The sequence below is a fragment of the Paenibacillus sp. A14 genome (assembly GCF_036864815.1).
Taxonomy (GTDB): domain Bacteria; phylum Bacillota; class Bacilli; order Paenibacillales; family Paenibacillaceae; genus Fontibacillus; species Fontibacillus sanfengchensis.
Genome location: NZ_JBAGJD010000005.1, coordinates 356,485 through 380,672, shown reverse-complemented (window position 1 = coordinate 380,672; position 24,188 = coordinate 356,485). Strand labels below are relative to the sequence as shown.

Annotated in this window: 18 protein-coding genes and 1 pseudogene; 4 read left to right on the top strand and 15 right to left on the bottom strand. The window is 54.4% G+C overall.

Annotation, left to right across the window (positions count from 1 at the left end):
* Window positions 1–251: 251 nt before the first annotated feature.
* From V4U88_RS16190 to V4U88_RS16160, 7 genes are all read right to left on the bottom strand, one after another.
* On the bottom strand, window positions 252–3,623 hold the full coding sequence (locus V4U88_RS16190) for a GH36-type glycosyl hydrolase domain-containing protein (protein ID WP_334074277.1): 3,372 nt from the start codon (window positions 3,621–3,623) through the stop codon (window positions 252–254).
* Window positions 3,620–5,872 carry a glycoside hydrolase family 3 N-terminal domain-containing protein gene (locus V4U88_RS16185; RefSeq protein ID WP_334074276.1) on the bottom strand — a complete coding sequence of 751 codons (2,253 nt, stop codon included), beginning with the start codon at window positions 5,870–5,872 and terminating at the stop codon, window positions 3,620–3,622. Before V4U88_RS16185 ends, V4U88_RS16190 begins: the two co-directional genes overlap by 4 nt.
* A 101-nt stretch (window positions 5,873–5,973) precedes the next feature.
* On the bottom strand, window positions 5,974–7,602 hold the full coding sequence (locus V4U88_RS16180; protein WP_334074275.1) for an extracellular solute-binding protein: 1,629 nt from the start codon (window positions 7,600–7,602) through the stop codon (window positions 5,974–5,976).
* A gap of 57 nt (window positions 7,603–7,659) precedes the next feature.
* Window positions 7,660–8,535 (bottom strand): carbohydrate ABC transporter permease, encoded by an 876-nt coding sequence (locus V4U88_RS16175; RefSeq protein WP_334074274.1) that lies wholly within the window; start codon window positions 8,533–8,535, stop codon window positions 7,660–7,662.
* A gap of 16 nt (window positions 8,536–8,551) precedes the next feature.
* A complete protein-coding gene (locus V4U88_RS16170; protein ID WP_442951890.1) occupies window positions 8,552–9,511 on the bottom strand; it encodes an ABC transporter permease in 960 nt (319 codons plus the stop codon).
* Window positions 9,512–9,538: 27 nt separating this feature from the next.
* Window positions 9,539–10,291: an alpha/beta hydrolase gene (locus V4U88_RS16165; protein WP_334074273.1), complete on the bottom strand. Its 753-nt coding sequence runs from the start codon at window positions 10,289–10,291 to the stop codon at window positions 9,539–9,541.
* Window positions 10,292–10,324: 33 nt separating this feature from the next.
* Complete coding sequence (locus V4U88_RS16160) at window positions 10,325–11,338, bottom strand: LacI family DNA-binding transcriptional regulator (protein WP_334074272.1); 1,014 nt, start codon at window positions 11,336–11,338, stop codon at window positions 10,325–10,327.
* A 390-nt stretch (window positions 11,339–11,728) separates the two neighbouring features.
* Between V4U88_RS16160 and V4U88_RS16155 the strand changes: the two genes are divergently transcribed.
* Both V4U88_RS16155 and V4U88_RS16150 read left to right on the top strand, forming a co-directional pair.
* Complete coding sequence (locus V4U88_RS16155; protein WP_334074271.1) at window positions 11,729–12,649, top strand: serine hydrolase domain-containing protein; 921 nt, start codon at window positions 11,729–11,731, stop codon at window positions 12,647–12,649.
* A 128-nt stretch (window positions 12,650–12,777) separates the two neighbouring features.
* Window positions 12,778–13,434: a YitT family protein gene (locus V4U88_RS16150; RefSeq protein WP_334074270.1), complete on the top strand. Its 657-nt coding sequence runs from the start codon at window positions 12,778–12,780 to the stop codon at window positions 13,432–13,434.
* 39 nt (window positions 13,435–13,473) lie between these two features.
* Here V4U88_RS16150 and V4U88_RS16145 read toward each other — a convergent pair whose 3' ends face one another.
* Both V4U88_RS16145 and V4U88_RS16140 read right to left on the bottom strand, forming a co-directional pair.
* Window positions 13,474–14,919 carry a PsbP-related protein gene (locus tag V4U88_RS16145; protein WP_334074269.1) on the bottom strand — a complete coding sequence of 482 codons (1,446 nt, stop codon included), beginning with the start codon at window positions 14,917–14,919 and terminating at the stop codon, window positions 13,474–13,476.
* Between the two features lie 474 nt (window positions 14,920–15,393).
* Window positions 15,394–15,804: a carboxymuconolactone decarboxylase family protein gene (locus tag V4U88_RS16140; RefSeq protein WP_334074268.1), complete on the bottom strand. Its 411-nt coding sequence runs from the start codon at window positions 15,802–15,804 to the stop codon at window positions 15,394–15,396.
* A gap of 126 nt (window positions 15,805–15,930) precedes the next feature.
* Between V4U88_RS16140 and V4U88_RS16135 the strand changes: the two genes are divergently transcribed.
* Window positions 15,931–16,407, top strand: coding sequence for an Lrp/AsnC family transcriptional regulator (locus V4U88_RS16135; RefSeq protein WP_334074267.1), 477 nt, complete (start codon window positions 15,931–15,933; stop codon window positions 16,405–16,407).
* A gap of 93 nt (window positions 16,408–16,500) precedes the next feature.
* On the opposite strand, the gene V4U88_RS16130 is transcribed toward V4U88_RS16135, so the two are convergent.
* Entirely contained in the window at window positions 16,501–17,670 is a 1,170-nt protein-coding gene (locus tag V4U88_RS16130) for a TraB/GumN family protein (protein WP_334074266.1), read from the bottom strand.
* A 195-nt stretch (window positions 17,671–17,865) separates the two neighbouring features.
* On the opposite strand from V4U88_RS16130, the gene udk reads away from it, so the two are divergent.
* Window positions 17,866–18,504, top strand: coding sequence for a uridine kinase (udk, locus tag V4U88_RS16125; RefSeq protein ID WP_334074265.1), 639 nt, complete (start codon window positions 17,866–17,868; stop codon window positions 18,502–18,504).
* Between the two features lie 36 nt (window positions 18,505–18,540).
* Here udk and V4U88_RS16120 read toward each other — a convergent pair whose 3' ends face one another.
* The 5 genes and pseudogenes from V4U88_RS16120 to V4U88_RS16100 form a co-directional block, all read right to left on the bottom strand.
* Window positions 18,541–19,566, bottom strand: coding sequence for a GGDEF domain-containing protein (locus V4U88_RS16120; RefSeq protein ID WP_334074264.1), 1,026 nt, complete (start codon window positions 19,564–19,566; stop codon window positions 18,541–18,543).
* Window positions 19,567–19,721: 155 nt separating this feature from the next.
* Window positions 19,722–21,740 (bottom strand): putative bifunctional diguanylate cyclase/phosphodiesterase, encoded by a 2,019-nt coding sequence (locus V4U88_RS16115; protein ID WP_334074263.1) that lies wholly within the window; start codon window positions 21,738–21,740, stop codon window positions 19,722–19,724.
* Between the two features lie 492 nt (window positions 21,741–22,232).
* A pseudogene (locus tag V4U88_RS16110) lies at window positions 22,233–22,367 on the bottom strand (polysaccharide deacetylase family protein); the annotation flags it as partial.
* 1 nt (window position 22,368) lies between these two features.
* Window positions 22,369–23,253 carry a carbohydrate ABC transporter permease gene (locus V4U88_RS16105; RefSeq protein ID WP_334074262.1) on the bottom strand — a complete coding sequence of 295 codons (885 nt, stop codon included), beginning with the start codon at window positions 23,251–23,253 and terminating at the stop codon, window positions 22,369–22,371.
* 17 nt (window positions 23,254–23,270) lie between these two features.
* A complete protein-coding gene (locus tag V4U88_RS16100) occupies window positions 23,271–24,152 on the bottom strand; it encodes a carbohydrate ABC transporter permease (RefSeq protein WP_334074261.1) in 882 nt (293 codons plus the stop codon).
* Between the last annotated feature and the right edge of the window lie 36 nt (window positions 24,153–24,188).

Here is a 24,188-nt window from a genome sequence, read left to right as displayed (position 1 = left end):
GAAATAATAGTGCCTATTTGCTTGCCTCACTGCCAAAAAGGACGGGTTTTAAGCAAATAGCGGCTATTATTTCCGTTAGCGTTTGAAAACGGCAAATTTGGAGCAAATAGCGGCTATGGTGTCCGTTAGAACATCGGCGGCGGTTCGGCGAGGACGATTCGACGTCAGCGATCCGACGGATGGAGGCCGCATAACTTAAAGAGAAACCACCCCTTGTTCATACGAACGGCGGGGCGGCTTCTCGATTTTTCTTACATATGAATCTCGATGACCTGACGTGCGCGCTGGCTTTCGGCAAGCCGCTCGAGCTCCGCGCGGCCGATGCGCACGCCACCGGCCCGGTAGCGGTTGCTCATCGGCTCGGCCGCGGCCTCCCGGCCATTGACCGTGATCCGCTCGATCGCCGACCGGCCCGTGAGGCGATACACGATCGTCGCCGGCAATCCGGCCACCTCAAAATCGAAGGCTGCGCCGTCGAGCGACTCCGGCAGCACCGGATCCAGAATCAGGTCCCCGCCCTCTTCGCGAACGCCGAGGGCCTGGGAAATAAGCTGATTCATGTAGATTCCCGGGCCGCTGGAGTATATTCTCCAGCCGCCTTTAACCGGCACGGCGCCGCTGCGCAGCTCGTTAAAGCGCTCCTGCGCCTCGTACCGGGTGCTGAACTTCCCGTCCGAGCTGCTGAAATACGCGTTGGCCTGCCGCAGTTCCGCGTTCGGCACCACCTCGCTGAGGCCGACCGGGTTGATCATTTCCAGGCCGCGCCAAACCTCATCCTGTTTGCCGAGCTTGGCCATCGCCTCCACGTAGCGGATATGCGCGTGCACATACTGGAGGCCGATCTCCCGGCCGAAGTTGGACGCCTGCTCCGCGCGTTTGAAGTGTGTGCTGACCCCGCCGGCATATTGGGCCGGCCGGTTCATCAGGCGCACGCCGTCCGGGCAGTAGAACTGCTCCCGGATCAACCGGTAATGCTCCTCCGCCTGTTCCGGCGTCAACAGCTCGCTGATCATACTGCGCGTCATCGGCAGCAGCCGGTACTGGATGCCGGTTTCGGTATCGCTCGGATGCAGCATCAGCTTCGCTTCGTCCGGACGCTCCATATACACGAAGCCCGGAATGACCCCGGTGCCCAGCATGTACTTGCCGAAGTCGGCGCGGATACCGTCCGCCATGGACGCAAGCTCTTTCGACGCTTCCGGACGGACGCCGGACAGCACCTGCGCAAACCGGCCGACCGTCTGGTACGTCAGCGCCACCGTCCAGCTGCTGACCATATATTGCTTCAACTGCGCGTTCGCCGGCTGCAGCGTATCGTCCCAGTCCCCGTCCCCGTAGGAGGACAAATGGGTACCGTGGAGGAAGTGCTGCCGGATGTAGCCGATTTCTTTTTCCGCGTGTTCCATCAAGGTCGCCGTTTCGGCGGTAAAGTCAAAAGAACCCTTGCGCGTATACGGAATCCGTTCCTCCAGAATCCCGTAATCCCCGGTCACCGCCAAATAATCTCCCAGCACCTTGAGCGGCCAGACAATGATGTCGCCGTGGCTTTCCTCCTGCTGGATACGGGTATAGTTGTCGAACATAAACCATTGCGGCCAGTTTCCGTCATCCTCGTATTGGTGAGCGAAGACGGTCAGCAAAATTTCGCGGACCCGGTCATATTTGCGGGTGGCGAGGAAATACTCGACCGGCCCCTGGCAGACATCGCGCGTCCCCCAGGCCGCGCCGCCGTACTGCTCCAAACCGTGCGGCATCGAGTAGTGGACGAGCATGTTATGCGTATACCACCAAGCGAGCGCGTTGACCTTGAACAGCTCGCCCTCGTCGCCGCCGCTCCGGTACAGGCGGAAACCGTTCATCACGCCGCGGAAAAATTCGCGGTAGCGGGCGATTTCCTCTTCCGCGGAGACGGAAGTCGAAGGCGCAGCTTCTTCCCCGTCCAGTTGCCCGCGGATCGTCAAGGCCCACGAGGCCGCCGGGTCCAACTCCAGCACGGCCAGCGGCGCCGCTTCCGACTGCGGCAGCGAGACCAGCTTGCGGTCGTCGGACAGCTTCATGCCGGTTCCGCCGGAAACTTCCATCCGGTACTGCAGGTCCGGATACGCTTCGGCCCCGGCGCTGAGTGCGGACGGATCGGCCCGGAAAATGACGGCGTTCTCCCCGTCCACCTCGAATCGATAAGGAATTTCGAACTCGTTCACATGCATCGTAATCTGATTCGTTACGAGGCAGCGGTAGGCTTTATTTTTTGCGGAGGCAAAATGCAATACCACCTCCGGCGAATCGTTCCGGGTATAGTTCGTAATCGTGAGCAGGTCGTCGGTCAATTGATAGTACCAGCGCACATAATTGAAGCCCATCTCAAAGGCCGATGGCATGGTCAACAAACGATAGGCGCCGCCTTGCTCCACATAAACGCGCTGGCCCGACGTTTTCGCGACGTTGAGCGCATTTCGGGTATTCGACATCAACTTGTTGAAATTGGTGTTGCCGATCACGACCTGCGAATTGAACACGCCGTACATATACGAAGTCGTCGTGATCACTTGACTGTTCATCCGGTCGTTGCCGCCGCTCATCAAAATATGTCCGTGCGGACGTTCAATGCGCAGTTCTTTTTCCTTCAATACCACGTGTTCATAGGTGTTCGTAAAAAACGACAGCAGTTGGCCGTCCGCCCGCTCCTCCTGCTTGCGCTGCGGGAACAGCCGGTCCAGGTCCTCCGCCGTCAACGAACGCCCCGTCAGCGGTTTCCCGATTTCCGGGGACCGCACGGCGCGCGGCAGGACTTCCAATGCCGCATCACCCGGGGACTCCGCCTCATCACGGGCCGCACGAATGTCGTCGCGGAACTCCAACCCGTTAATCGCCGAAGGATGATCCTCCTTGAACAGGCCGTAGAAGACAAACCGAACCGTGGTTTCTTCGCCAAGCTCCACGGCCTCGGTCTGCAGAGCGGTGTAGGCGAACTCGTACTGGTAGACCTCATTCGCCGGATTCGCGCGGGTCAAGGCCTCCGGCACATTGGTTTCCTTGTAGGACAGTCCGAAAAACTGAAATCCGTCCGTGGAAAACCCGGTACTTCCCGTCAGCGCCCCCTGCTGCAGGTAAGGAAACCGTCCGCCCTGCGGCTGATTTTGCCGGGAACAAACCACATAACCCCATTCCTCGTCCTGGAATACGGAATGGTCGATATATTGGGACAAGTAGGCCTCATTGCTGCGGACCGCACCCGGTGCGGCGATGCCGATGTCTTGGCCGTAGACCACATCCGCCTTGCCCCGGCCGCCTTCCAGCGTAACGTCCCAGAACCAGATCCCCTGCTCGGTCAGTGTAAACACAACCTGGTAGCCGATGCCTTCCGCAATCCCGTTCCAGATCATCCGGCGCTCCGTCCGGCGAATCGCCGCGCCGGACCGGATGCCCAGCAGCGGGATGGCCCGAATGCCGTCCTCGCGATGCAGACGCAAATAAAGGTTCCCCAGCGCGCCGTCGGCGGCGTGCGGGAGAAGCTGATTAATCATGGTGGTCTTCGACGAAGCTTGATACAAATCGCCGCTATTCAAAAAGGAAAAGGTCAGGCCTCCGGCCTCCAGTTCATATTGATGCACCTGTTTGGTCATCGCACTTCACTCCCCATCTCTTCGTGTTGGTTCTTCCCGAGGTTTGCTCCCTGAAGCCGGGTTCCGCTCGTCACGGGGCCCTTTTCCAGCCGGAAGCGCAGTTCTTCGGCATCGCGGCTGTTCGGGCCCACGAATACCGAGAACTGCCCGGCATCGCTGGCGAACTCCAGGTTGTGATGCGTGTAACGCAGCATTTCTTCCGTTACCGTGAAACGGACCTCCCGGCTTTCCCCGGCAGCCAGACGCACTTTGGCAAAAGCCTTCAGTTCCTTGACCGGACGAACCGTATCCCCGACCCAATCGCGGATATAGAGCTGTATGGTTTCTTCACCCTCGGCCGGACCGGCGTTCGTCAGGACGACCGATAATTCCAGCGGTTTGTCCGGCGTCATGATTTCCCCGGACAATTGCGGCTTGCCATAAATGAACGTCGTGTAGCTCAGGCCGAAGCCAAAGGGCAGGAGCGGCTCATTCGGAAGGTCCAGGTAGTGCGAAACATACCGTTCTTGGGCATCCGGCGCCCCGAGCGGGCGGCCGGTGCTGAAATGGTTGTAGTACACCGGGATCTGCCCGACCGCGGCCGGGAAAGACATGCTGAGGCGCCCGGACGGATTGGCGTCCCCGTACAGCAGGGCGGCGATCGCCGCGCCGCCTTCGCTGCCCGGGAACCAAGCCTCCAGCACCGCGTCGGCGGTGTCGTACACGCCGCGCAGGTCCAGCGGCCGGCCGTTGAACAGCACGACGGCCACCGGCTTGCCGAGCGCCTTCATGCGCCGCAGCAGCTCAAGCTGCGCCGCCGGCAGCGTGATGTCCGCGCGGCTGCCCGCTTCCCCGCTCATCTCCGACGACTCGCCGAGGGCGAGCACGATGACGTCCGCCCCAGCGGCGGCGCGGGCCGCCTCCGCCCATTGGGCCTCCGTCATCGCCTCGATGTCCGAGCCCTCGGCCACGGCGATGTCGCCCGGCTCCGCGGCGGCCGCCTTCATGGCCGTGTCCAGCCGGACCGCATCCTTGCGCGATCCGGTCCACGACCACGGCCCCAGGATGTCGCCGCTCTGCGCGAACGGCCCGACCAGGGCCACCCGCTGCCCGCGGGCCAGCGGCAGCAAGCCGCGCTCGTTCTTCAGCAGCACGCACGATTTCTCGGCGAGCTCGCGCGCGGCGGCCCGGTGTTCGGCGCAGAAGACGATTTCTTTCTCCGCTTCGGGATCCGCCCCGCGGTGCGGCCGCTCGAAGAGGCCCAGCTTCTCTTTGAGCTGCAAAATGCGCAGCACCGCCTCGTCGATGATTTTCTCCTCCACGAGTCCCTCTCTGACGAGCCGCGGCAGATGATGGACATAACAGGAGGTCGCCATCTCTATATCTACGCCTGCCCGTATAGCCTTGTAAGCAGCTTCCGCTTCATCTTCGGCCACCCCGTGCGGGATCAATTCTTTCACCGCGCCCCAATCCGAAATCAGGACGCCGTCAAAGCCCCACTCCTCCCGCAGCAGCTTTCGCATCAGTTTGGTATTTCCGCTTGCCGGCACGCCGTCAACCGTATTGAACGAGGTCATGACCATCTCGCAGCCCTCGTCCAAGGCGGCCCGGTAAGCCGGAAGATAATATTCGCGAAGCTGCCATTCCGACAGGTCCACGGTATTGTAATCTCTCCCGCCCTCGGACAAACCGTAAGCGGCGAAATGCTTCACGCAGGCGGCTACCCGCTGTACATCCTCCCGCAGATTTTGGCCCTGGAAGCCGCGCACGAAAGCCCGCGCGAGCTCGCTGTTCAGGTAAGGATCCTCCCCCGTCGACTCCATGACTCTTCCCCACCGGGCGTCGCGGACGAGGTCCACCATCGGGGCGTAGGTCACGTGAACGCCGGAAACCGCCGCTTCCCGGGCGGCGATCTCCGCGCTCCGCTCGGCCAGTGGGAGATCCCAGGAGCAGCCGATCGCGAGCGGGATCGGGAATATGGTTTTGAAGCCATGCACAATGTCCGCCATGAAGAGCAGAGGGATGCCCAGCCGGTTCTTTTTCAAATGTGCTTCCTGAACGGCGATCGCCCCTGCGGCGCCCGCGTATCCCAGCACCGAACCGCTGTTCCGCACCATTTCCTCCGTCACGCCCAACGATTTCATCGGACCCGTAATTTGCCCTTCTCCCTCCGCCCCTTCAAAGAACGGAGCCGCCAATTGCATCAGCTGAGCAACCTTTTCCTCCAGTGTCATTTGCGTCACCATTGTAAGCAGCTGCTGATTGTCCATGTCTAGTCCTCCATCGCTTTTGCTTATGTTTTGATCCGCAGCGCGCCTATGAATGGAAGAACCCGGTGCGGGAAACCCACGCCGGGTTCTTGGCCTGCTGCCTATTTCTTCAGGCTGTTCAATTCGTCGAGCACCGGTTGCACGAGCGACATTTTGCTGTCCACCCATGCCTTCCAGTTCGCCTCCAGATCACCGTCCTGCAGGATCAGGTTGGTGTACTCTGTCGCGTAATCGAAGCCGGCCTGATTTTTGGCCTTGGAATCATACAATTGCACATCCCAATCGTATTCGGCCATCGCTCCGCCTTCCGTACTGAACTTCGCTTTGTCCTGATAGTGCTTGACCGCTCTTTCGCGAAATTCCTTCTTGATCGCCGGGTTAATGATGCTGAAGTCGTCGCCCAGCAGATAGAGCCCTTCGAAACGGCTAGGGTATTTTTTCTCCAGGGTCGTTCCCTCCGGAAGCAGGCTGACGAGTTCCTTGTTCTCTCCGTACTTCCAGTCCTTGCCTTCAAAGCCCATGTTCAGCAGAAGCTGTCCCTCATGACTGATCGAATAGTCCATCAAATCCATGACGCGTTCGAATTTCTCTTTGCTGATGTTCGGCGAGAAAATAATGCTCGACCAGAAGTTCGCCTGCTCCAGGTTGCGGTACTTCCCGTCATCGCCGAGGACGATCGCCGTGTGCACCACTTCCGAGCTGTCCAGCCCCAGGTTCTCTCTCATCCGCGTATCGATATCCTGTCTGTAAGAAGCCAGACCGCCAATACTTGTAATGCCGGCTACGCCGTTAATGGAGAATTTCTGGCTGGCCTCCTGGCTCTTCCAGGTATAGAACTCGGGGCTGAGCAATCCCTCTTTATAAGCGGCTTGGTATTGTTTCAACGCATTCAATGTTTCCTTGTTGGCGGGACCCCATTGATACTTGCCGTCCTCGCCTTTATAGAAGGCCGATTCTACGCGGGAGTGCGCGCTGTTCGCCATGATGATGTTGGTCAGCGAATCGTTGATGTCGAAAGAAATCGGAACCAGTTTATTGCCGACTTTCCCTGGATCTTTCTCTTTAAGCAGTCGGGCGTAATCCATCAGTTCTTTGACGGTATAAGCGTCTTTGAGTTCAAAGCCGACAGCTTTGGCCCAGTCTTTGCGCAGGCCGATGACCCCGATTTGGTTCAACAGCGGATCGGCCGGCTTGTTTTCGAAATATACCGGCTTCGGCAGCACGTACGTTCCGCCGGTCAATTCCTCCAGCTTTTCGCCCAGTCCGGTTTGTTTATAGGCGGCGGCGACATTAGGCCAGCGCTCTTTCCAGTCGTCCGGCAGTTTGTACAACAGCCCTTGTTCGATATAATTAATGGCATCGCCGTGCACATAGTTCCAGCTGGCTACATCAGGTAGGTCGCCGGAGTTGATCCACAGGCGGAGTTTTTCGGGCCAGGAATCCCATTCCACATAGTTGTAATCCCATTCCATATTGAACTTGTCCGTCCAGTATTTATGGAATTCGTTATTCAGCACGTCGGGCTTTTCCAGCTTGATCGTACTGGCCAAGGAAATCTTCAGCTTCTTGTCGTAACCGTCTTTGGCATTGCCGCCTGAGCTGGTATTCGAGCCTTGTGCATTTCCGCTGTTACCTTCCCCTTTGGAGCAAGCGGCTGTCACCGCCATCAGGACGATGCACAGCGATAAAACCATAATTCTTCTGAGCGAAAGCCATTGGGTTGCTTTCATGTTTTGACCTCCCTGTTTTTTTAAGTAGTTGCTAAGCGAGAATTTTATGTGTATGAATCAGGTCTTGATAGCCCCTGTCATAACCCCTTTGGCGAAATGCTTCTGAAGCAGCGGGAAAAAGCACATGATCGGCACCATCGTGACGAAGACCGCCGCCATCTTCATTCCCATCGAGAACTTCTGGCCCGCAGAGGCATCCAGGCTCGCCGCGTTGGACGTGTTCAACTGCGATTCCACGATGATGCTGCGCAGTACGTTCTGCAGCGGCATCTGCTCGGTCTTCCGAAGGAAGATCATCGCGTCATACCAGCCGTTCCAGATCGCCACGCCGTAGAACAGCGTTATCGTGGCGACGATCGGAGCCGAGAGCGGAAGAATGATCGAGAACAAGATTTTCCACTCTCCCGCCCCGTCCAGCCTTGCGGATTCCATCAGCGACTCCGGCAGGGTATGGAAGTAGTTCATCATCAAAATCATGTTAAAGGCGCTGAACCCCCCGGCCAGGACGACCGACCAAAGGCTGCCCGTCAGGTTCAGATCCTTCATGATCAGGTACAGCGGGACAATCCCCCCGTTAAAGATCATCGTGAACAAGACGAGGAAGAAGATCGGCTTTTTCCCCGGATATCCGGTTCGGCTCAGTCCGTAGGCCATACTGGTCGTCAGGAACAGACTGAGCGGCAGGCCGAGCAGCAGAAGTTTAAGGGTATTGAGGTAGCCGGTACCGATCCCGCCCTTCACGAACAGTTGTCTGTAATTTTCCAGGGTAGGTTGGCTCGGGAAGATCATCAACGGATTGTCGGCGTATTCCTTTTGCGTCGAAAATGAAATCATGATGACATTCCAGAAAGGAATGAGGATGGCCAAAGCCCCCAGAGTCAATAAAACAAAGATGATGGCATCCATCCAGGACCATTTGTGTTTCTGTATCATTGTTCGCACTCCTTTCTCATCGGAACAGCCCGTCGCCGCCCATCCATTTCGCCGCCCGGTCGGCAATCAGCAGCAGCGCCATATTGATAATGGACCGGAACAAGCTGACCGCGGAGGAGAACGAAAAGTCGGTAGCGGATTGGAACGTAATCCGGTAGATGTAGACGTCGAGCACCTCTGCCGCATTCTTCGTGGCGGCGTTCATCAAGTTAAAGATCTGGTCGAAGCCGGAGGACATCAAACCGCCGACGGATAGAATGAACATGACCGTAATGGTCGGTAAAATATTCGGCAGCGTAATCCGGAACAACTGCTGCAGCCGGGTCGCTCCATCAATTTGCGCGGATTCGTACTGGTCCATATCGATCCCCGAAATGGCCGCCAAATAAATGATGGCCCCCCATCCCGCGGATTTCCATATGTCCGTCAAGATGACCATCGGCACGAACATTTTCTCCGAGCCCATGAAGTTGATGGGCTGCGCCCCGAACAAAGCCAAGGTACTGTTGATCAACCCGTCATGAGAGAGAACGTTGATCACGATCCCCGAAACGACGATCCAGGACAAAAAGTGCGGGAAGGTAAATACGGTTTGCATCACTTTCTTATAGCGGCTCATGCGGAGCTCATTCAGCAGCAGAGCCAGCATGATCGGGAAAGGGAACTGAATGATCAGCTTGGTGATATTGATTGCAAGCGTTTTCCACACCGCGTCGATGAAGGCGGGATCCCGGAACACATACTCGAAGTTCTCCCACCCGACCCAGGGGCTGCCCCAAATCCCCATGTTGGCCTTGAAGTCTTTAAACGCCAGAGATAAGCCTCCCATCGGCATGTAGGCAAATAGCACGAGCCACACCAAGCCGGGAATCAAAAGCGTATAAGTCATCCGGTGTTTCCAAATTTGTCTGAAATACATTCCCAGCTTATTCCCGTCGGTGCGGCTATTCTGAGGTACTGCGGCTGCCGGTTTCAATTTTGCATCTCCTCGCTCTACTAGAATCTATTTGTGATACAGGAAGTCAAAAGCGGTTTTTAAATGCTCCTCCCAAAAACGCCATTCATGGGTTCCCGGGGTCTCGACATACCTGAAATCAAAAGGTGACTTTTCCATGTAGGAGGAAAAAGCACGATTCATTCCGCAAAACGGATCCTCCGACCCGCAGCAGGCGAGTAGGGAAGGAAGCCTTTTGTTCTCCCGGACGAGTGCGTCGGCCAGAGCGTATAAATCCTGATCCGGCTTCACCTCCAGGCGCTCTCCAAACACCGCCTTCATCTCCTTGATCATCCCCGGGGGCATGTCCGAATCCCGCAAACGTTCCCGGATATCGGTGGCGCCGGAGAGCGAGACCGCTTTGGCATATTTCTCGGGGAAGGTCAGCGCGCACTTCAGCGCTCCGTACCCGCCCATCGAGAGCCCGGCCACATAGGTTTTGGCGGGGTCCGTATCCAGGTTCAGCATCCGGACGCAAAGTTCCGGAAGCTCCTGCGTGAGATAGGTGAAATAATCGAGCCCATACTCCATGTCCGTATAGTAGCTGCGGTTCACTTCCGGCATAATCACGGTGCAGCCGTAATGCTGCGCGTAAAGCTCGATCGTAGTCAATCGGTGCCAGGTGCTTGCATCGTCACCGGCTCCGTGCAGGAGATAGAGGGTTCCCCCATCCTGCCTGCCCGCATCGCACGGGGATATGACATGAATAGACGTCGTCATCCGCAGCGTGGGGGAACCTGTTTCCACTGTTAAAAGCGCCATCTGCTGGCTCCTCTCCTTTCCCTTGCCGATCCGTCATTTGCTGATTTTTTTGCAGGATCCCCGCTTGACCAGCACGGAATCAAACACGACATGCTTATTGGTCGCCTGGCCGCTGATCAGGTCGAACAGAATCTCCACGCTGGCCTTGGCCATATCGACCCCCGGCTGGCTGATGGTATCCAGGGACGGATGGTAATACTCCGCCATTTCGATGCCGTCGAAGCCGATGACCGAAATGTCGCCCGGGATGGATAAGCCCGAGGAAAGAATCGCCTTGGCCGCCCCGATCGCAATCGTATCCGAAGCGGCGAAAACGGCGGTCATATCCTTGTTCTTGTTCATCAACCGTTTCGTTGCCGTAAAGCCCGAGCTTGGACTGTACTCGCAATCCTCCACCAGGGAAGGATCGTACGGAATTCCGTGCTCCTCAAGCGCCTTGATGTAACCGAGCAGCCGCCGGTTCCCCGTCGTATGCTGCACAAGCGGAAAACGGGCCAAGAAGCTGATTTTCGTATGTCCCAGCGAGATCAGGTAGCTGGTCGCCTTGTAGGCTTCCTGCACATCGTCGATAATCACGCTGGAGAATACTGAAGGATTCACCTCCTGGGTCGTTGTGATCGTGGTTAACACGAAGGGAATATTGAGCTGCCGGAATTTCTCCTCGGAGTGATCATAGGTCCCCCCCATGAAAATAACGCCGTACAAGTTTTTCTCTTTGACCAGTTGAAGCGCCGCGTTAATCTCGTCACTGCCGTCTTCAACATGTTGGATCAGCAGCGGGCAGCCCCGAAGATTAACCTGGCGTTCGACCTCTTTAATCATGTTGGCGAAAAACGGGTTCGAGATCCCTTTAACCATTAGTGCAATCGTGTTGGATTGTGTCATCTTCAAGTTGCGGGCGCTGCTGTTCGGAATATAGTTGTACTTTTTCACCACTTCCATCACTTTGGCCCGGGTGGCATCGCTTACAAATCCCGTATTATTCAGAACTCGGGAAACGGTAGAAATGCCAACGCCGGAGAGCCTTGCAATGTCTTTAATATTCATTTCTTGCGGACCACCTCTACTATAAATCGCCTTGTCCCGCCTGGGCGGATCGGGCCTTCTGCTATTTTCATTATTTTCGGGAAACGTTTCCCGTTCGTGGTGTGAGCGACCCGCGAAGGAATAATCCTTCGATCGATAACATTATGCATCCAACCTTTTGAGGTTGTCAATAATCAATTTTTAAAGTAAATACCTTATTATAATGCGCTTACAAAGTTGAAGTGCACATTTTTCGGGCAGGTCACCTCGCAGTCGCTCGTGTTATTGACATTTTTACAGCACTCCCTTACGATCAATGTAGAATTAACCACAAAAATATAAGGAAACGTTTCCCTATGATTTTTCCCTATTGTTACAAGGGATGGAATTTGCTTTCGAGGAGGAAATGAGATGGCGCTGAATCTGTCCCCGTTCCAGGCTAAAGTTGAGCAAAAAGGACTTCGCATTTTTACCGTCCGCGTGTTGCAGCGGGGCGAGCCGGCGGGCGCGGTAAACTTTGCGGGCGCCGAAGACATTCGGCGTTTGCAGCACTCCGTCAGCAAATCGTTTACCAGTATGGCTGCCGGCCTGGCCCTTCAGGAAGGGCTGGTGGATTTGGATACACGTGTAGGGGACATTTTTCCCGAAGCCGGTTCGGATCGGGCTTGCACCTCCGAGTCCCTGAATCCCGCCCGCATCCGGTTGATTGACCTGCTTCGCATGTCCAGCGGTCATGACACGCCTCCTCTAACCTATGAGGAGAGAGCCGTTTTGGAGGAACCGGACTGGGTGAAACATTATTTGTCGCAGCCTCTCGATCGTCCGCCCGGGGAATTGTTCACCTATAGCAGCGGGGATACTTATATGATCTCGGCCATGCTGGAAGCCGTCACCGGGCAGACGGTCAAAGATTATCTCGTCCCCCGCCTGTTCGAGCCTTTGGGAATCGAAGGGGTGCGGTGGGATACCTGCCCGCTCGGCCGGACACTCGGCTGCACCGGACTGTATTTGACCACCGAAGAATTGAGCCGGTTCGGGGAGTTTTTGCTGCGCCGCGGGGAATGGAAAGGCCGGCAGTTGGTCTCCTCCGCCTGGATCGAACTGGCGACAAGCAAGCAGGTCGCCACGCCCGAAGACGGCGGAGACTGGGGGATCGGGTACGGCTATCAGTTTTGGCGCTGCACCCATGGGGCCTACAGGGCCGACGGCATGTACGGACAATTCTGCATCGTGCTGCCCGAACGGGATGCCGTAATCGCCATCAACAGCCAGGAGGATAAGATGCAGGGGATCTTGGACGCCGTTTGGGAAGAAATTTACCCTCTGCTATAAGCGGTTTTCCCGGGAATCATCTTTTGTGAAGGCATGTTCGCTTTTCGGCCGGCATACACTTGTGACAAGTAGACTTTTAGGACTGGCCCTGAACAAAAGCCTTCATCTCGAATAAAGGATGGTCTCTTGTGAATTTATTAACACGCAGAACCAAAGCCTATCTTGTTCGCCGTTCTCTCCAAAAAGGCTCCATGATCTTTGCGGGCTCCATGATTCAGGGGTTTGCCATGGCCGTCTTTTTATTTCCGCACGCCATTCCCTCCGGCGGGGCCGCCGGTCTCGCGGTGCTGCTGAATTATTGGTTTCAGTTGCCAATGAGTATCGGGTTGTGGCTGATGAACTTTCTCTTCCTGATCACATCGATTCAATACCTGGGCAAAATCAGTGCGGTGGGCACGATCGGCGTGATTACGACGACCGCGGTATCCGTCAATTTCTTTGAGGTTTACTTTCACAGCCCCTTTACGAACATCTGGCTCGACCTCCTGACCGGCTCCGTCATTCTTGGTCTCGGCATTACGCTTCTGCTGAAGCAAAGGGTATCTAACGGCGGGATCGGGTTTGTCGCACTCGCCCTTTCCAAACAGAAACACATCGACCCCGGCAAGGCCCTATTCTGGATGAACGGCTTTATCTTCCTCCTTACGGCGGTTGTGATCAACTGGCAGATCGTGATCCAGGCGCTGCTCTGCCAGTGGGTTTCCACCCGGATCGTAAGCTGGCTGTACAGCATTTCATTTCCGCCCGTTTTGCAAATGGCCTGGCGCAACAAAAGGGATGGCTGAGCGCCATCCCTGCGTAACCGATTGGGGAAGATTTCACGGTTAGTCCAGAGTTTCCGTATATGTAGTCAGAGCTTTTTTAAACCAATCCTCGTTAGCTTCCATAAAATCCTGCTCCCCTGTAAACATCATTTGGGTAAATTGACGTGAAGAGCGGGTAAGCGCCATGATTACCATCGCCTTTCTCCCATTGAAGATTCCGGTTCCTTTAAAGTAGATCGCTTCATTACCTTTGATTTTGATCGGTTCGGGCTTGGTCCAACTGGGATTTTCCAGCGCTAAACTTTCGATATAGAGTTGGTAAGCATCTTCCATTGTCACGGATTCGAGTCCAGTGGCGTCTTCGGCATATGCCGTAAAAAGGGTGTTATCGCTACCATCGTGGCGCACCTCAATCTCACCATCATTAAACAGCTTAAATTCTTTCCATTTCTCGGTAAGCTCGATCTTCATTGAAGCACGTTTATTTTTGAATACCTTGGTTTTTTCCTTAATGAAGCCAAGTGAAAGGTTTGGTTCTTCTACCTCTTTCAGCACTTTGAAGGAATCCACAATACGTTTATACTCCCTTTTGTGTGAAACAAAATCATCGGGGGGACACGTAACCGTTAGAAAATAATAAGCGTTCCCTTTTTTTAGCCCTGTTATCAGTACTCCTCGCTTCTCCCCCTCCAACTCCGATCTCCCTTCCAACTGGTACGCCGGCCGACCGTCAATGGTAAGATTTCTCCAGCCGGTCTTCTCGCCGTGTCCCACTAGTTGAAGAGAATCGAACCTCTCATTTACAATCGCCTCGGGTTCTTTCCCTTCCGTCATTTTCGACTCGAACACCCTAGTAACTATTAATTGGGCATTCCGGTCGTCGTGCAGTATAAACTCGGCGACTTGATCATACTGGGTCCTCATCTTGTTCCATTTCAAAGGGACCTTGATTTGCATGGATTGATCATTATTAACGACCGTTTCACTCTGATATTCTATAAATTGCTCCTTCTCCGCGGGTTTCAACACTTTAAACGTCGACATCAGTTTCCGGAGCTCCTCTTTTGGTGAAGAAGACGCCCCCAGGCCGGCGATCTCTATTAAGTAAAATGCCCCTTCCTTTTCTAAAAATGCCTGCATAGCATAATCCGTTACGTTATTATGTACTCGCATGATATATCTCTCTTTTGCCGAAACTCCATCGATTTCTACGGTTTGAACGTCTTGTACATCAACACTCTCATACTCTTTATCCAGCTCCTTCTCCCATACTTCGAGATTCATTCCTTCGCTAGCATCCGCGAGAAGCTCCTGCATAATGCTTAAAGTTACAGGAGTTAGATTTGTTTGATTGCCGTGAAGTACAAGACGGGTACTTCCGTAGGTATGGTCCTCTTCATCCGGCCACCAAGACTTCGGAACGGAAATTTGAACCGTCCCGTCCTTGCTCCCGACCGTTTTGACCGGCTCGCGCAGCAAGGCAAGGCCCGGCTCTTTCTCTTTCACAGGCTGCGCGTTGCCGCTCTCTCCCGAATGGCATGCCGTGATCAAAACGAACATCATGATGCCGGCAAGCCACTTCACCCAATCCATCCTCCGCTGCTGCTTCTTCATGCTTCCTTTCACCATCCAAAAATTGTTATTGAGCTTCTTGTCCTTTCATTTATCGGGTTGGGTTGGTGAAAGTGTTAACATTTAGGATAATTAGCCGGGCGTTCAAGTCATCATCATTAACGGGAATTTCTCCCGTTAATTTTGCTCTTTACGCTCAATGGCACAACTTAGCTGGAAATTCTCCCGCTAATTCCGCCCAAAAAGGGCGAACGAGGCTTCTTCCGTAGATTAGCTGGAGGTTTTCCAGCTAATTGTGAGCTGCGGGCGGTGCAGCTCCGAATTAACGGGAGGTTTTCCCGTTAATACTTCCCTCACTCCCCCCGCCGCCCTTTTGGGCCAAACTACTTATACGACTGAATCCTCCGATTATTCCGGCTTCAAATCCATCATCGCTCCGAACAACTGGGAGCCCGTGGTGAAGCAGATATACGCGCAAAGCTCGGCGATTTCCCGCTCGGTGAACAGCTCCCGGAGAATGTCAAAGCTCGCTTCCCCTATGGCCTTGCGATCCTTAAGAAACAGCTCCGCAAATCCGACCGCAAGGCTGGTGCGCATGTCCTCCTGGCTGGCGTCCGCCCGGCCCTTGGCCTGGCAGTACTCGCAGCCGTTGCCGAACGCCAGCGTGCGGCGGACCTGCTCTTTCAAATTCTGATCCAGAGTCCCCTCGGAATAGAATGTCTCCTCGAGTCTGGCCCACTGCGACAAAATCGCTTCATGATGCCCCAATAGCTTTTGAAACGGCGTGTCTCCCCGGTCCGAATAAGCAATTCTTGGCATAAAAAATACCCCCTTTGGTTTTGGTTTGATTATATATACCAAATGAGGGTAGGTGAATTATAATTGAAATCAAAAAAACAGATTATCAAATCGTTTAAAACAAGTTTACAAGGAAAGAGGTTTCATATGAAAATTGACCATATCGACGACATCGACATCGCCATCCTGCATGAATTGGCTGAAGATGCCCGGCTATCCATGCGGGAGCTCTCCAAAAAGGTAAATCTCTCCCCGCCGTCGGTCACCGAAAGAGTACGCCGTCTGGAAAGCGAAGGAATTATCGAGGGATACACGATCCGACTGAACCGGAAGCGGCTGGGCTTCGGACTGGAATGTATCATGGAAATCACCGTGCGGAACGGGGATTACGAGCGATTACGGCAGCTTGTCCAGGAGCATCCCCGCGTTCTTGGCTGCTGGCGGACCGCAGGGAAGGCCTGTTTTTTCGTGCACCTGTACGCCAAGGATTTGGCGGAGATTGAAGAGTTTGTTGACCGCATCGCCTCGTTCACCTCTCCCTCCACCAACATTATTTTTTCCGAGGTCAAGATTAACACCCCGCTGATAGAGCAGTTGTCAGGCGGCTCTACTGATAATTCTTAACTCCTCTAACCCATTCTAACGGTCGCCTATCCCAGGCAGTCCTTGAACAAAAAAGAACCCCTCCTCGTCACCGAGGCAAAGGGTTCTTCCGGGTTATTTCCGCGTAACGGTGTAGCCTTTTTCTTGCAGAAGGGTTACGATCCCCTTTTCGCCGAGCATATGCGCCGCTCCCACGACGATCATATAAGTGGAAGAGTCCTTCCCTTTCAAATAACCGTCGATTTTCTCCGTCATTTTGATGTTGCGGTCCACGAGCATCGCTTTGTAATATTCGTCGTTGGTTTTCATGGAATCGACAATCTCCAGCAGAGCCTGATCATCGCCGGTTTTCCACATATCGGCCATGTTGTTCACACTCTCGTCTACCGTGTGGAAGTTGTTAATCGCCGTCAGCAGATTGGCTTCCTGCAGTGCTTGGGAGAAACCGTTGAACATCCCCAACTGCGATTCATAAGATTCGAGTTCAATAACAGGGATTTTGCGTTCCGCCGCTTTCGAGGTGAAGTAATAATCGATGCCGATTTGTCCTTGATATCCACTTTTGCTGGCCTGCACATTCTGCAGTGACGTTTCGATCACCCATGGCTTAAAAGGTTCGAACGCATCCGGTTGCATCCCGTTCTCGGTCAAAAATTTAGCCAATTTCGCATAAGTCGTTTCGGAAATATGATCCTTTAAGGTTGTTCCGTCCTGATACATGCCCAGGTTTAACACCAACTTCTGCGTGTCCGGGTCGGAGGACTTGGTCACGTCGACCTCTACGCCGAGATAATCGGCTTCCGCAAAAGCGTCTTCGATCGACGGATCGAGCGGATAGAAGCTATCATCCGCGATATGCATCGATCCCAGCAGGTATACTTTATTTCCGGCGTTCTCCACTTCCCACAGGAAGCCGCGTCCGCTGGCCGCCGCCGATGGTTTGGACCATATATAGACGGCTCGCGCCGACGCGCTCCAGTGCACATCATAGCCGGAGACTTCCCCGAACGAACGGACGGGGAGGTAAGTGACGCCATCCACCATTTTCGAGCCCGATACGCTCTGGTCCTTTTGTTCCACCTTCAGGTTCAGCGCTTTAAAAAGTTCTTCCGCCGGAACCAGGGTCGCCCCCTTGTCAATGACCGGCGCATGTTCGCCGAACTGGACCCATTTTCCGTCCACTTGAACCGACACCGGTTTTGGTGCAGCGGAAGCGGCCGGGACGAGTACGGCAAAGGACATGAACAAGGATAATAGCGAGGCTGTCCATTTCTTGATTCTCATTCTTTCTAGTCTCCTCTCTTATATGTACCTCATTAAGTATAGCGAAAGTCCAAAGGCAAAGCCAAGCCCGATAAACGTTAATCGATAGGCGAGCTTCAATAAACCACCGTCTGTCGGAAGATGAAAAAAAACGTCCACTGTGCTACAATAACGGAATGTTTAACGGGAAATTGCCTAGGAGGTTAACAAGATCGCATGCTGATTATCGGAATCGCCGGCGGCACCGGCTCGGGAAAAACCACGGTGGCCCGCTCTGTCATCGAGCAGCTCGGCTCGGACAAAGTCACTTTCATATCCCAGGATAATTATTATAAAGACCAGGCGGACCTGACGATGGAGGAACGGCTGCTGACCAACTACGATCACCCTTTCGCTTTTGACAACGAATTGCTGATCGAGCATCTGCAACTGCTGAAAAAAGGCCTGCCCGCCTATGCGCCGGTATACAATTTTACCGACTATACCCGCTCCACTTCGGAAACCGTGCTGCTTCAGCCCAACCGGATCGCCATCGTCGAGGGCCTGTTCGTGCTCTATGACGAACCGTTGCGGAAGCTGCTCGACATCAAAGTGTTTGTGGACACGGATGCCGACGTCCGTCTGCTGCGCCGCGTTTTGCGGGATATGGAGGAACGGGGCCGCTCCATTCATTCGATTTACCAACAGTACCTGGCCACGGTGAAGCCGATGCACGAGGCGTTTATCGAGCCGTCCAAAAAATACGCCGACCTCATCATCCCCGAAGGCGGGCATAACGAAGTCGGCATTCAACTGCTGAAGATCCTTACGGAAAAATACTTAACCGGCGGAGAGGAATGGCCGCCCGTCGGATAAGAAATTTACCCCTATAAGACCGGACGTCCGCCCGCTTTAAGCGCTCTCTTCGGGAGCATGGAGGACGGTCCGGTTTTTTCCCGCTCTTTTAGCCTTGTACAAAAAGGAATCCGCCTCTTCGAACAAAGCTGTCCGCGAGTCCCCCGCCCGGTATTCGGCCAGCCCGATGCTCACGGAAATTTGCCGCCCGTTCATTTCCGCATGGGTGAGCCGCCAGATGTTCTCCCGGGCATGCTCGGTTTCCGCGTAAGCTTCCGCGATCGTTTTCCCCGTAAAGATCACCACGAACTCTTCGCCTCCGTATCGCGCGATGATTTCATTCGAGGAAAAAGCGGCTTTCAGTTCGTCGGCCACGCGGGCGAGGATCACGTCTCCAACGGCGTGACCGAACGTATCGTTAACCGCTTTAAAGTCATCGATATCGATTACCGCCAGTTGCATCGGCATCCCGCAGTTATTGCTTTGCTCGATCAGTTGATCGAGGTATTCATACAGCGTTTTGTGGTTATACAAATCGGTTAAAGCGTCGATTTTTACCATCCGGTCCATCAGCACGTTTTTGACGAATAGCTCCTGCTCGGACCGCAAGACACGCGTATGTTCACCAAGAAGTTGTTCCCCACGTGCAATAATCCCCCGCGCAATGTACAGCATCCCTATCATCAGGGCAAAAAAAGCAAGCAGCTCGTATGTGACCATACTATCGCGAATTTCGCGGTATAGCGCATAGACCGTACCGAAAGCGATCATATTCAGGGCAAAAGCGAGGTAGAGCCGCCTGATATTGAAGTAATACATCGAAACCAGCAGGGATAAGAGGAAGATATACTGCAGGTGCACCGTTTTATTGGCGATGAACAAAGCGCAGGCGATACAAGTCCCGCTGGCGATAATGAGCAGCGGCCATTCTTTGCCGTAACGAAAAGCCGCCTCATTCACGCCCAGCACGACGAGCTGAATCAACGAAGGAATAACCATGGAATCAACGAGAAAAATATCGGCCTGTTCCGGCTCGACCCGGAGCTTTAAATAGAGGACAACAAATTCCGCGAGCAGGGACAAGAAAAATACAGCCCAGTAAGACTGAAGGATTTTTCGGTGCAGGCTGCGGGTTTCGGGCTGTTGAATCGACTTGTCTGTAATGGCGGACCACCCTCACTTGAAAAGTTGAACTACGGTAGCTGAACTTGACTTCCGTTTAAATAGGACTGGTGTGTTCATGATGATGGCAAGCCCCCCTTCCGGAGCAGCCATTCGTCAATTTGCTCTACCCGCATCGGTTTGCCGTAGTAATATCCCTGCATCACATGGCAGCCGAGCTCCGTTAAAAACGAAACCTGCTCCCCGGTCTCCACCCCCTCGGCAATCACATCCAGATGAAGATTGCTGGCCATCTGGATGATGGCGCTGATGATCGCCCGTTTCGCCGGCATTTCCAGATCATTGGTAAACAGGCGGTCGAGTTTCAGTGTATCGAGCGGAATTCGATCGAGCAGACCGATTGATGAATACCCGCTGCCGAAGTCGTCCATGGAGATTCGGACGCCCATGTCGCGCAGCCGCTCAATCTGCCGGATAATCTCTTGAACGTCGTGCAGCACCATGGATTCAGTAATTTCGAGCTCCAGGAGACGGGGGTCCAACCCGGTTTCATAAAGCACGCCGCTGATGATGCTGTGCAAGCTCCCCGTCCAGAACATCCCGACCGACAAATTGACCGAGACCGGTTGGCGGACGCCGCGGGACAGCCAGGCACCGCACTGGCGGCAGGCCTGCTTCAAAGACCAGCGCGTCATCGGAACGATCAGCCCCGTCTCCTCCGCAATCGGGATAAACTCCCCCGGGGATACCATCCCCAAACGGGGATGATTCCACCGGATTAAAGCTTCCCAGCCGACCAGCCGATTCTCCTTGACGCTCCACTTCGGCTGGTACACGAGGTAGAACTCGCGGTTGTCGAGCGCTTTTTTCAAATCCTTCTCGAGTTCCATCCTCCGGATCTCCTGAAGCTCCATCTCCTTGCTATAGAAACAGTACCTGTTCTTCCCCGCCGATTTCGCCCGGTACATGGCCGTATCCGCCGATTTGAGCAGGGTGGAGCCGTCCGCCATAGGCGAAGAACGGAGACAGATTCCAATACTTGCGGTTATGTATAATTCATTTCCTTGAATAAAATAAACCTGTTTGACGCACTGCAAAATTTGCTCCGCCAGCCGTCTGGCCCGGTCCTCCCCACAGGGGGAGACGATGAACAAAAATTCATCCCCGCCGATCCGGAACACCTCCCGGCCTTCGCCCGCGAACCGGAGCAGCCTGCGCCCCACATGGCCGATCAAAAGATCTCCTACGGAATGCCCGAGCGTGTCATTGATCGACTTGAACTGATCGAGATCCAGGAACAAGACGCCCAGGCTGTCCCGGTCCGATACCGTATGCAAGAAGCGGTTCATTTCGTTACGGTTCGGCAAGCCGGTAATGGTGTCGCGGTAAGCCATGCTTTCAAGAACGAAGCGGTCCAGGAAAATCGCCGTCCAGGAAACGGACAGGATGATGAGAATCACCACGGTTACCCCATACAGCAAAACGAGGTCCACAACGTGTTCGTTTGTCATCCTCATCCCGGGATCCCCCAGGAAACGGGCCGCCTTCATACCCGTATAGTGCATCCCGCACACCGCAACCCCCATGGCCAGGGCGGACGCCCACTTTAACCCGCTTCCCCCCGGCTTATTGCGGAAGCGGAGAAACAAGATCAACGCCATGTAAGAAGCCCCTACGGCAATTCCGGCGGACAAAATCACGTATACGGGATCGTAACTCAGTCGGGCCGGCATGATCATCGCTTCCATCCCGATGTAATGCATCAGCACGATCCCGCCGCCCATCACACCGCTGCCGAGGATCAATGTTTTCCGGCCGACTTTCTTAGGTAATGTTATGTAAAAAGCAACCCACGAGGAAATCATGCTTACGCCCATCGAGAAGGTCGTCAGCCACCAATCATACCTGACCTCCATGCCCAGATGGACCGCCTGCATTCCTACAAAATGGGTTGCCCAAATCCCTGTTCCCATCACGAACGAGCCCGCCAGCGTCCAAAAGAACCGGACTCCCCCGCTCGCGCGGGAAATCCGCGCCGAGATGCTTAATGCGGAGTACGATGCTAATACGGCTATCAAGCACGATAGCGCAACAATGTAGTAATTATAGATCCCCTCCATAATCAACGCACTCACCCCTGTCTTCTCCTGCTGTCTAAAGTGATTATAATATGATAATCAAATAAATGAACAGAATAATCTAAAGCGAAAAAGCGAATATTTCGTCCTCCGGGTGCACTAACGGGAAAACCTCCCGTTAATACGGCTGCTTTTGGCCCGTGGATCCGATTTAGCTGGAAAAACTCCAGCTATTTTGCGGCATAACCACCAAAACGCACGATCTCGGACGAATTATCGGGAGATTTTCCAGTTAATTCGCCCCTGCTGCCGAATGGCCCCCAATTAACGGGATGAATTCCCGATAATTAGGTTCAATCCCCTAAGAAAACCGTCTGTCGATGTTCATTCAAAGTAGACACTCCGCACTAACGTTGCATGAAACCTACATGGCGCTTCCCCATTCGAGACTTATGCGACGCCTTAAGTAATGTAACAGTGTGGCAGCGACGCTAGTGGACAGAAAAAACCGGTACCGCAAAATTCCCCGGTACCGGCCCTGCACGAAATCTATTCTTGTTGCGAATTCAGCAGCTCGCTGACCGTCACCAGGTCATATCCTTGAGCGCGAAGTTCGGACACCAAAATCCGGACGGCCTCTACCGTCTGGGAGCGGTTTTCATAACCGTCGTGAAACAGCAGGATTTCAGCCTTTAACGGATCCAGCGGCAATCCCTTCCACAATCTTGTTGCTGAGCACCAGGAATACGATCAGAATCGGAAGAATGCTGATCATCAACGTCGCCCCGATCGCTCCCCAGTCCGTAGTGTACTGGCCGACGAAGTTCTGCACGCCGACGGTCAAGGTCTTGAGCGGATCGGAACCGATAAAGGTATTGACAAAGATGAACTCATTCCAATTGTAGATCATATTAATGATGGCTGCGGTAACAATGACCGAGACCGTCATCGGCAGCACAATGCGGAAAAACATAATATTGACGCCGCACCCGTCCATCACGGCCGCCTCTTCCACCTCCCTCGGCAAGGCGTAGTAGAAACCGAGCAGAATCATGATCGTAATCGGAAGATTAAACGCTGTATAGGAAAGGACAATGCTTAGGTGCGTATCCGTCAATCCGGTTTTTTGAAACAGACTGAACAGCGGAATCAGCGTGGAATGGACCGGGATCATCAAGCCGATCATGAACAAGCCCAGAACCGCCGACCGCAGCTTCCAGCGCATTCTCGTAATGGCGTAAGTCACGAAACTCGCCAGTAAAATCGTCAGGATCACCGAGACCACCGTAATTCCGATACTGTTTATAAAATAACGGCCGATGTTGCCCTGCGACCAGACCGTCTGGTAATTTTCCCACTTGGGTTCCCGGGGCAGGGCCAGCGGCGGGAGATTGAATACCTCCTGGTTGTTTTTTAAGGAAAAAAAGAGCAGCCAGACGAGCGGGATCATCTGAACGACCGCCGCTCCGTAAAGGACCAGATACAAGACCGCGTAACCGAACTTGGATCCGGCGGACCGCGGCCCCGGGATCGTTGCCGATGCCGGGATGGCTGGGGTAGCTGTCTTCATGGGGATTCCCTCCTCGCTTAGGAATATTGGATCGTGTCTTTGGTGGCCGTCAGCCTGCGAATCCCCCAGGTCGCCACCATGCAGATCACCAGCAGGAAAAAGCCGATCGCGCTTCCGTAACCGAAATCGAATCCCCGGAACGCCTTATGATACATGTAAGAGGCCATCACCTCGCTGGCACCGTTGGGACCGCCGTCGGTCATGACATAGATCAGGTCGAAGTACTTTAGAGACCCGACCACCGCCAGGACCACCGTGACCTTGATCACCTCCGTGATCAGCGGCAGCTTGACCTTCAGGGCGATTTGCCACGGGCTTGCTCCATCGATCCGGGCCGCCTCCTCAAGGGAAGCGGGGATATTCTTCAGGGCGGCGTAATAGATCAGAATGTAAAATCCCGCATACTGCCACAAAATCGGAACGAACAACGCCCACAGCACCAGTTTGGGTTCGGAAAGCCAGGCCGGAGTGTTCTCCACGCCGAGCGAGTCCAAAAACGTATTCAACATGCCGTTGGTCGGATGATAAATCTTCAGCCAAAGCTGGGCGATCGCCACCGAGGACAGCAGCATGGGGATCAAATAAATTTTTCGCAGCAGCCCGGCCCCTTTGATTCGTCCGGCCAGGATCAGCGAAATCAGCAGATATACCGCCAAACTGACCGTGGACAGGACCGCAAACAGCAGCGAATGGGAAACACTGCTCCAGAACGCGCCGTCCTTCAGAAGGACCGCGTAATTCTCCAGCCCGATAAACGTCATGCCGCTGACCCCGTCCCACTGCATCAGCCCATAGTACCCGGTGAGCACAATGGGGATGTAGATGATAGCCAGGATCAGCAACAGGGACGGAAGCACGTACAGGGCGATGATTGTTCGGTTCGACATCACTTTATCCATAACGGATTGTCCTCCTCGCTCCCTTGCCTGCCGCCG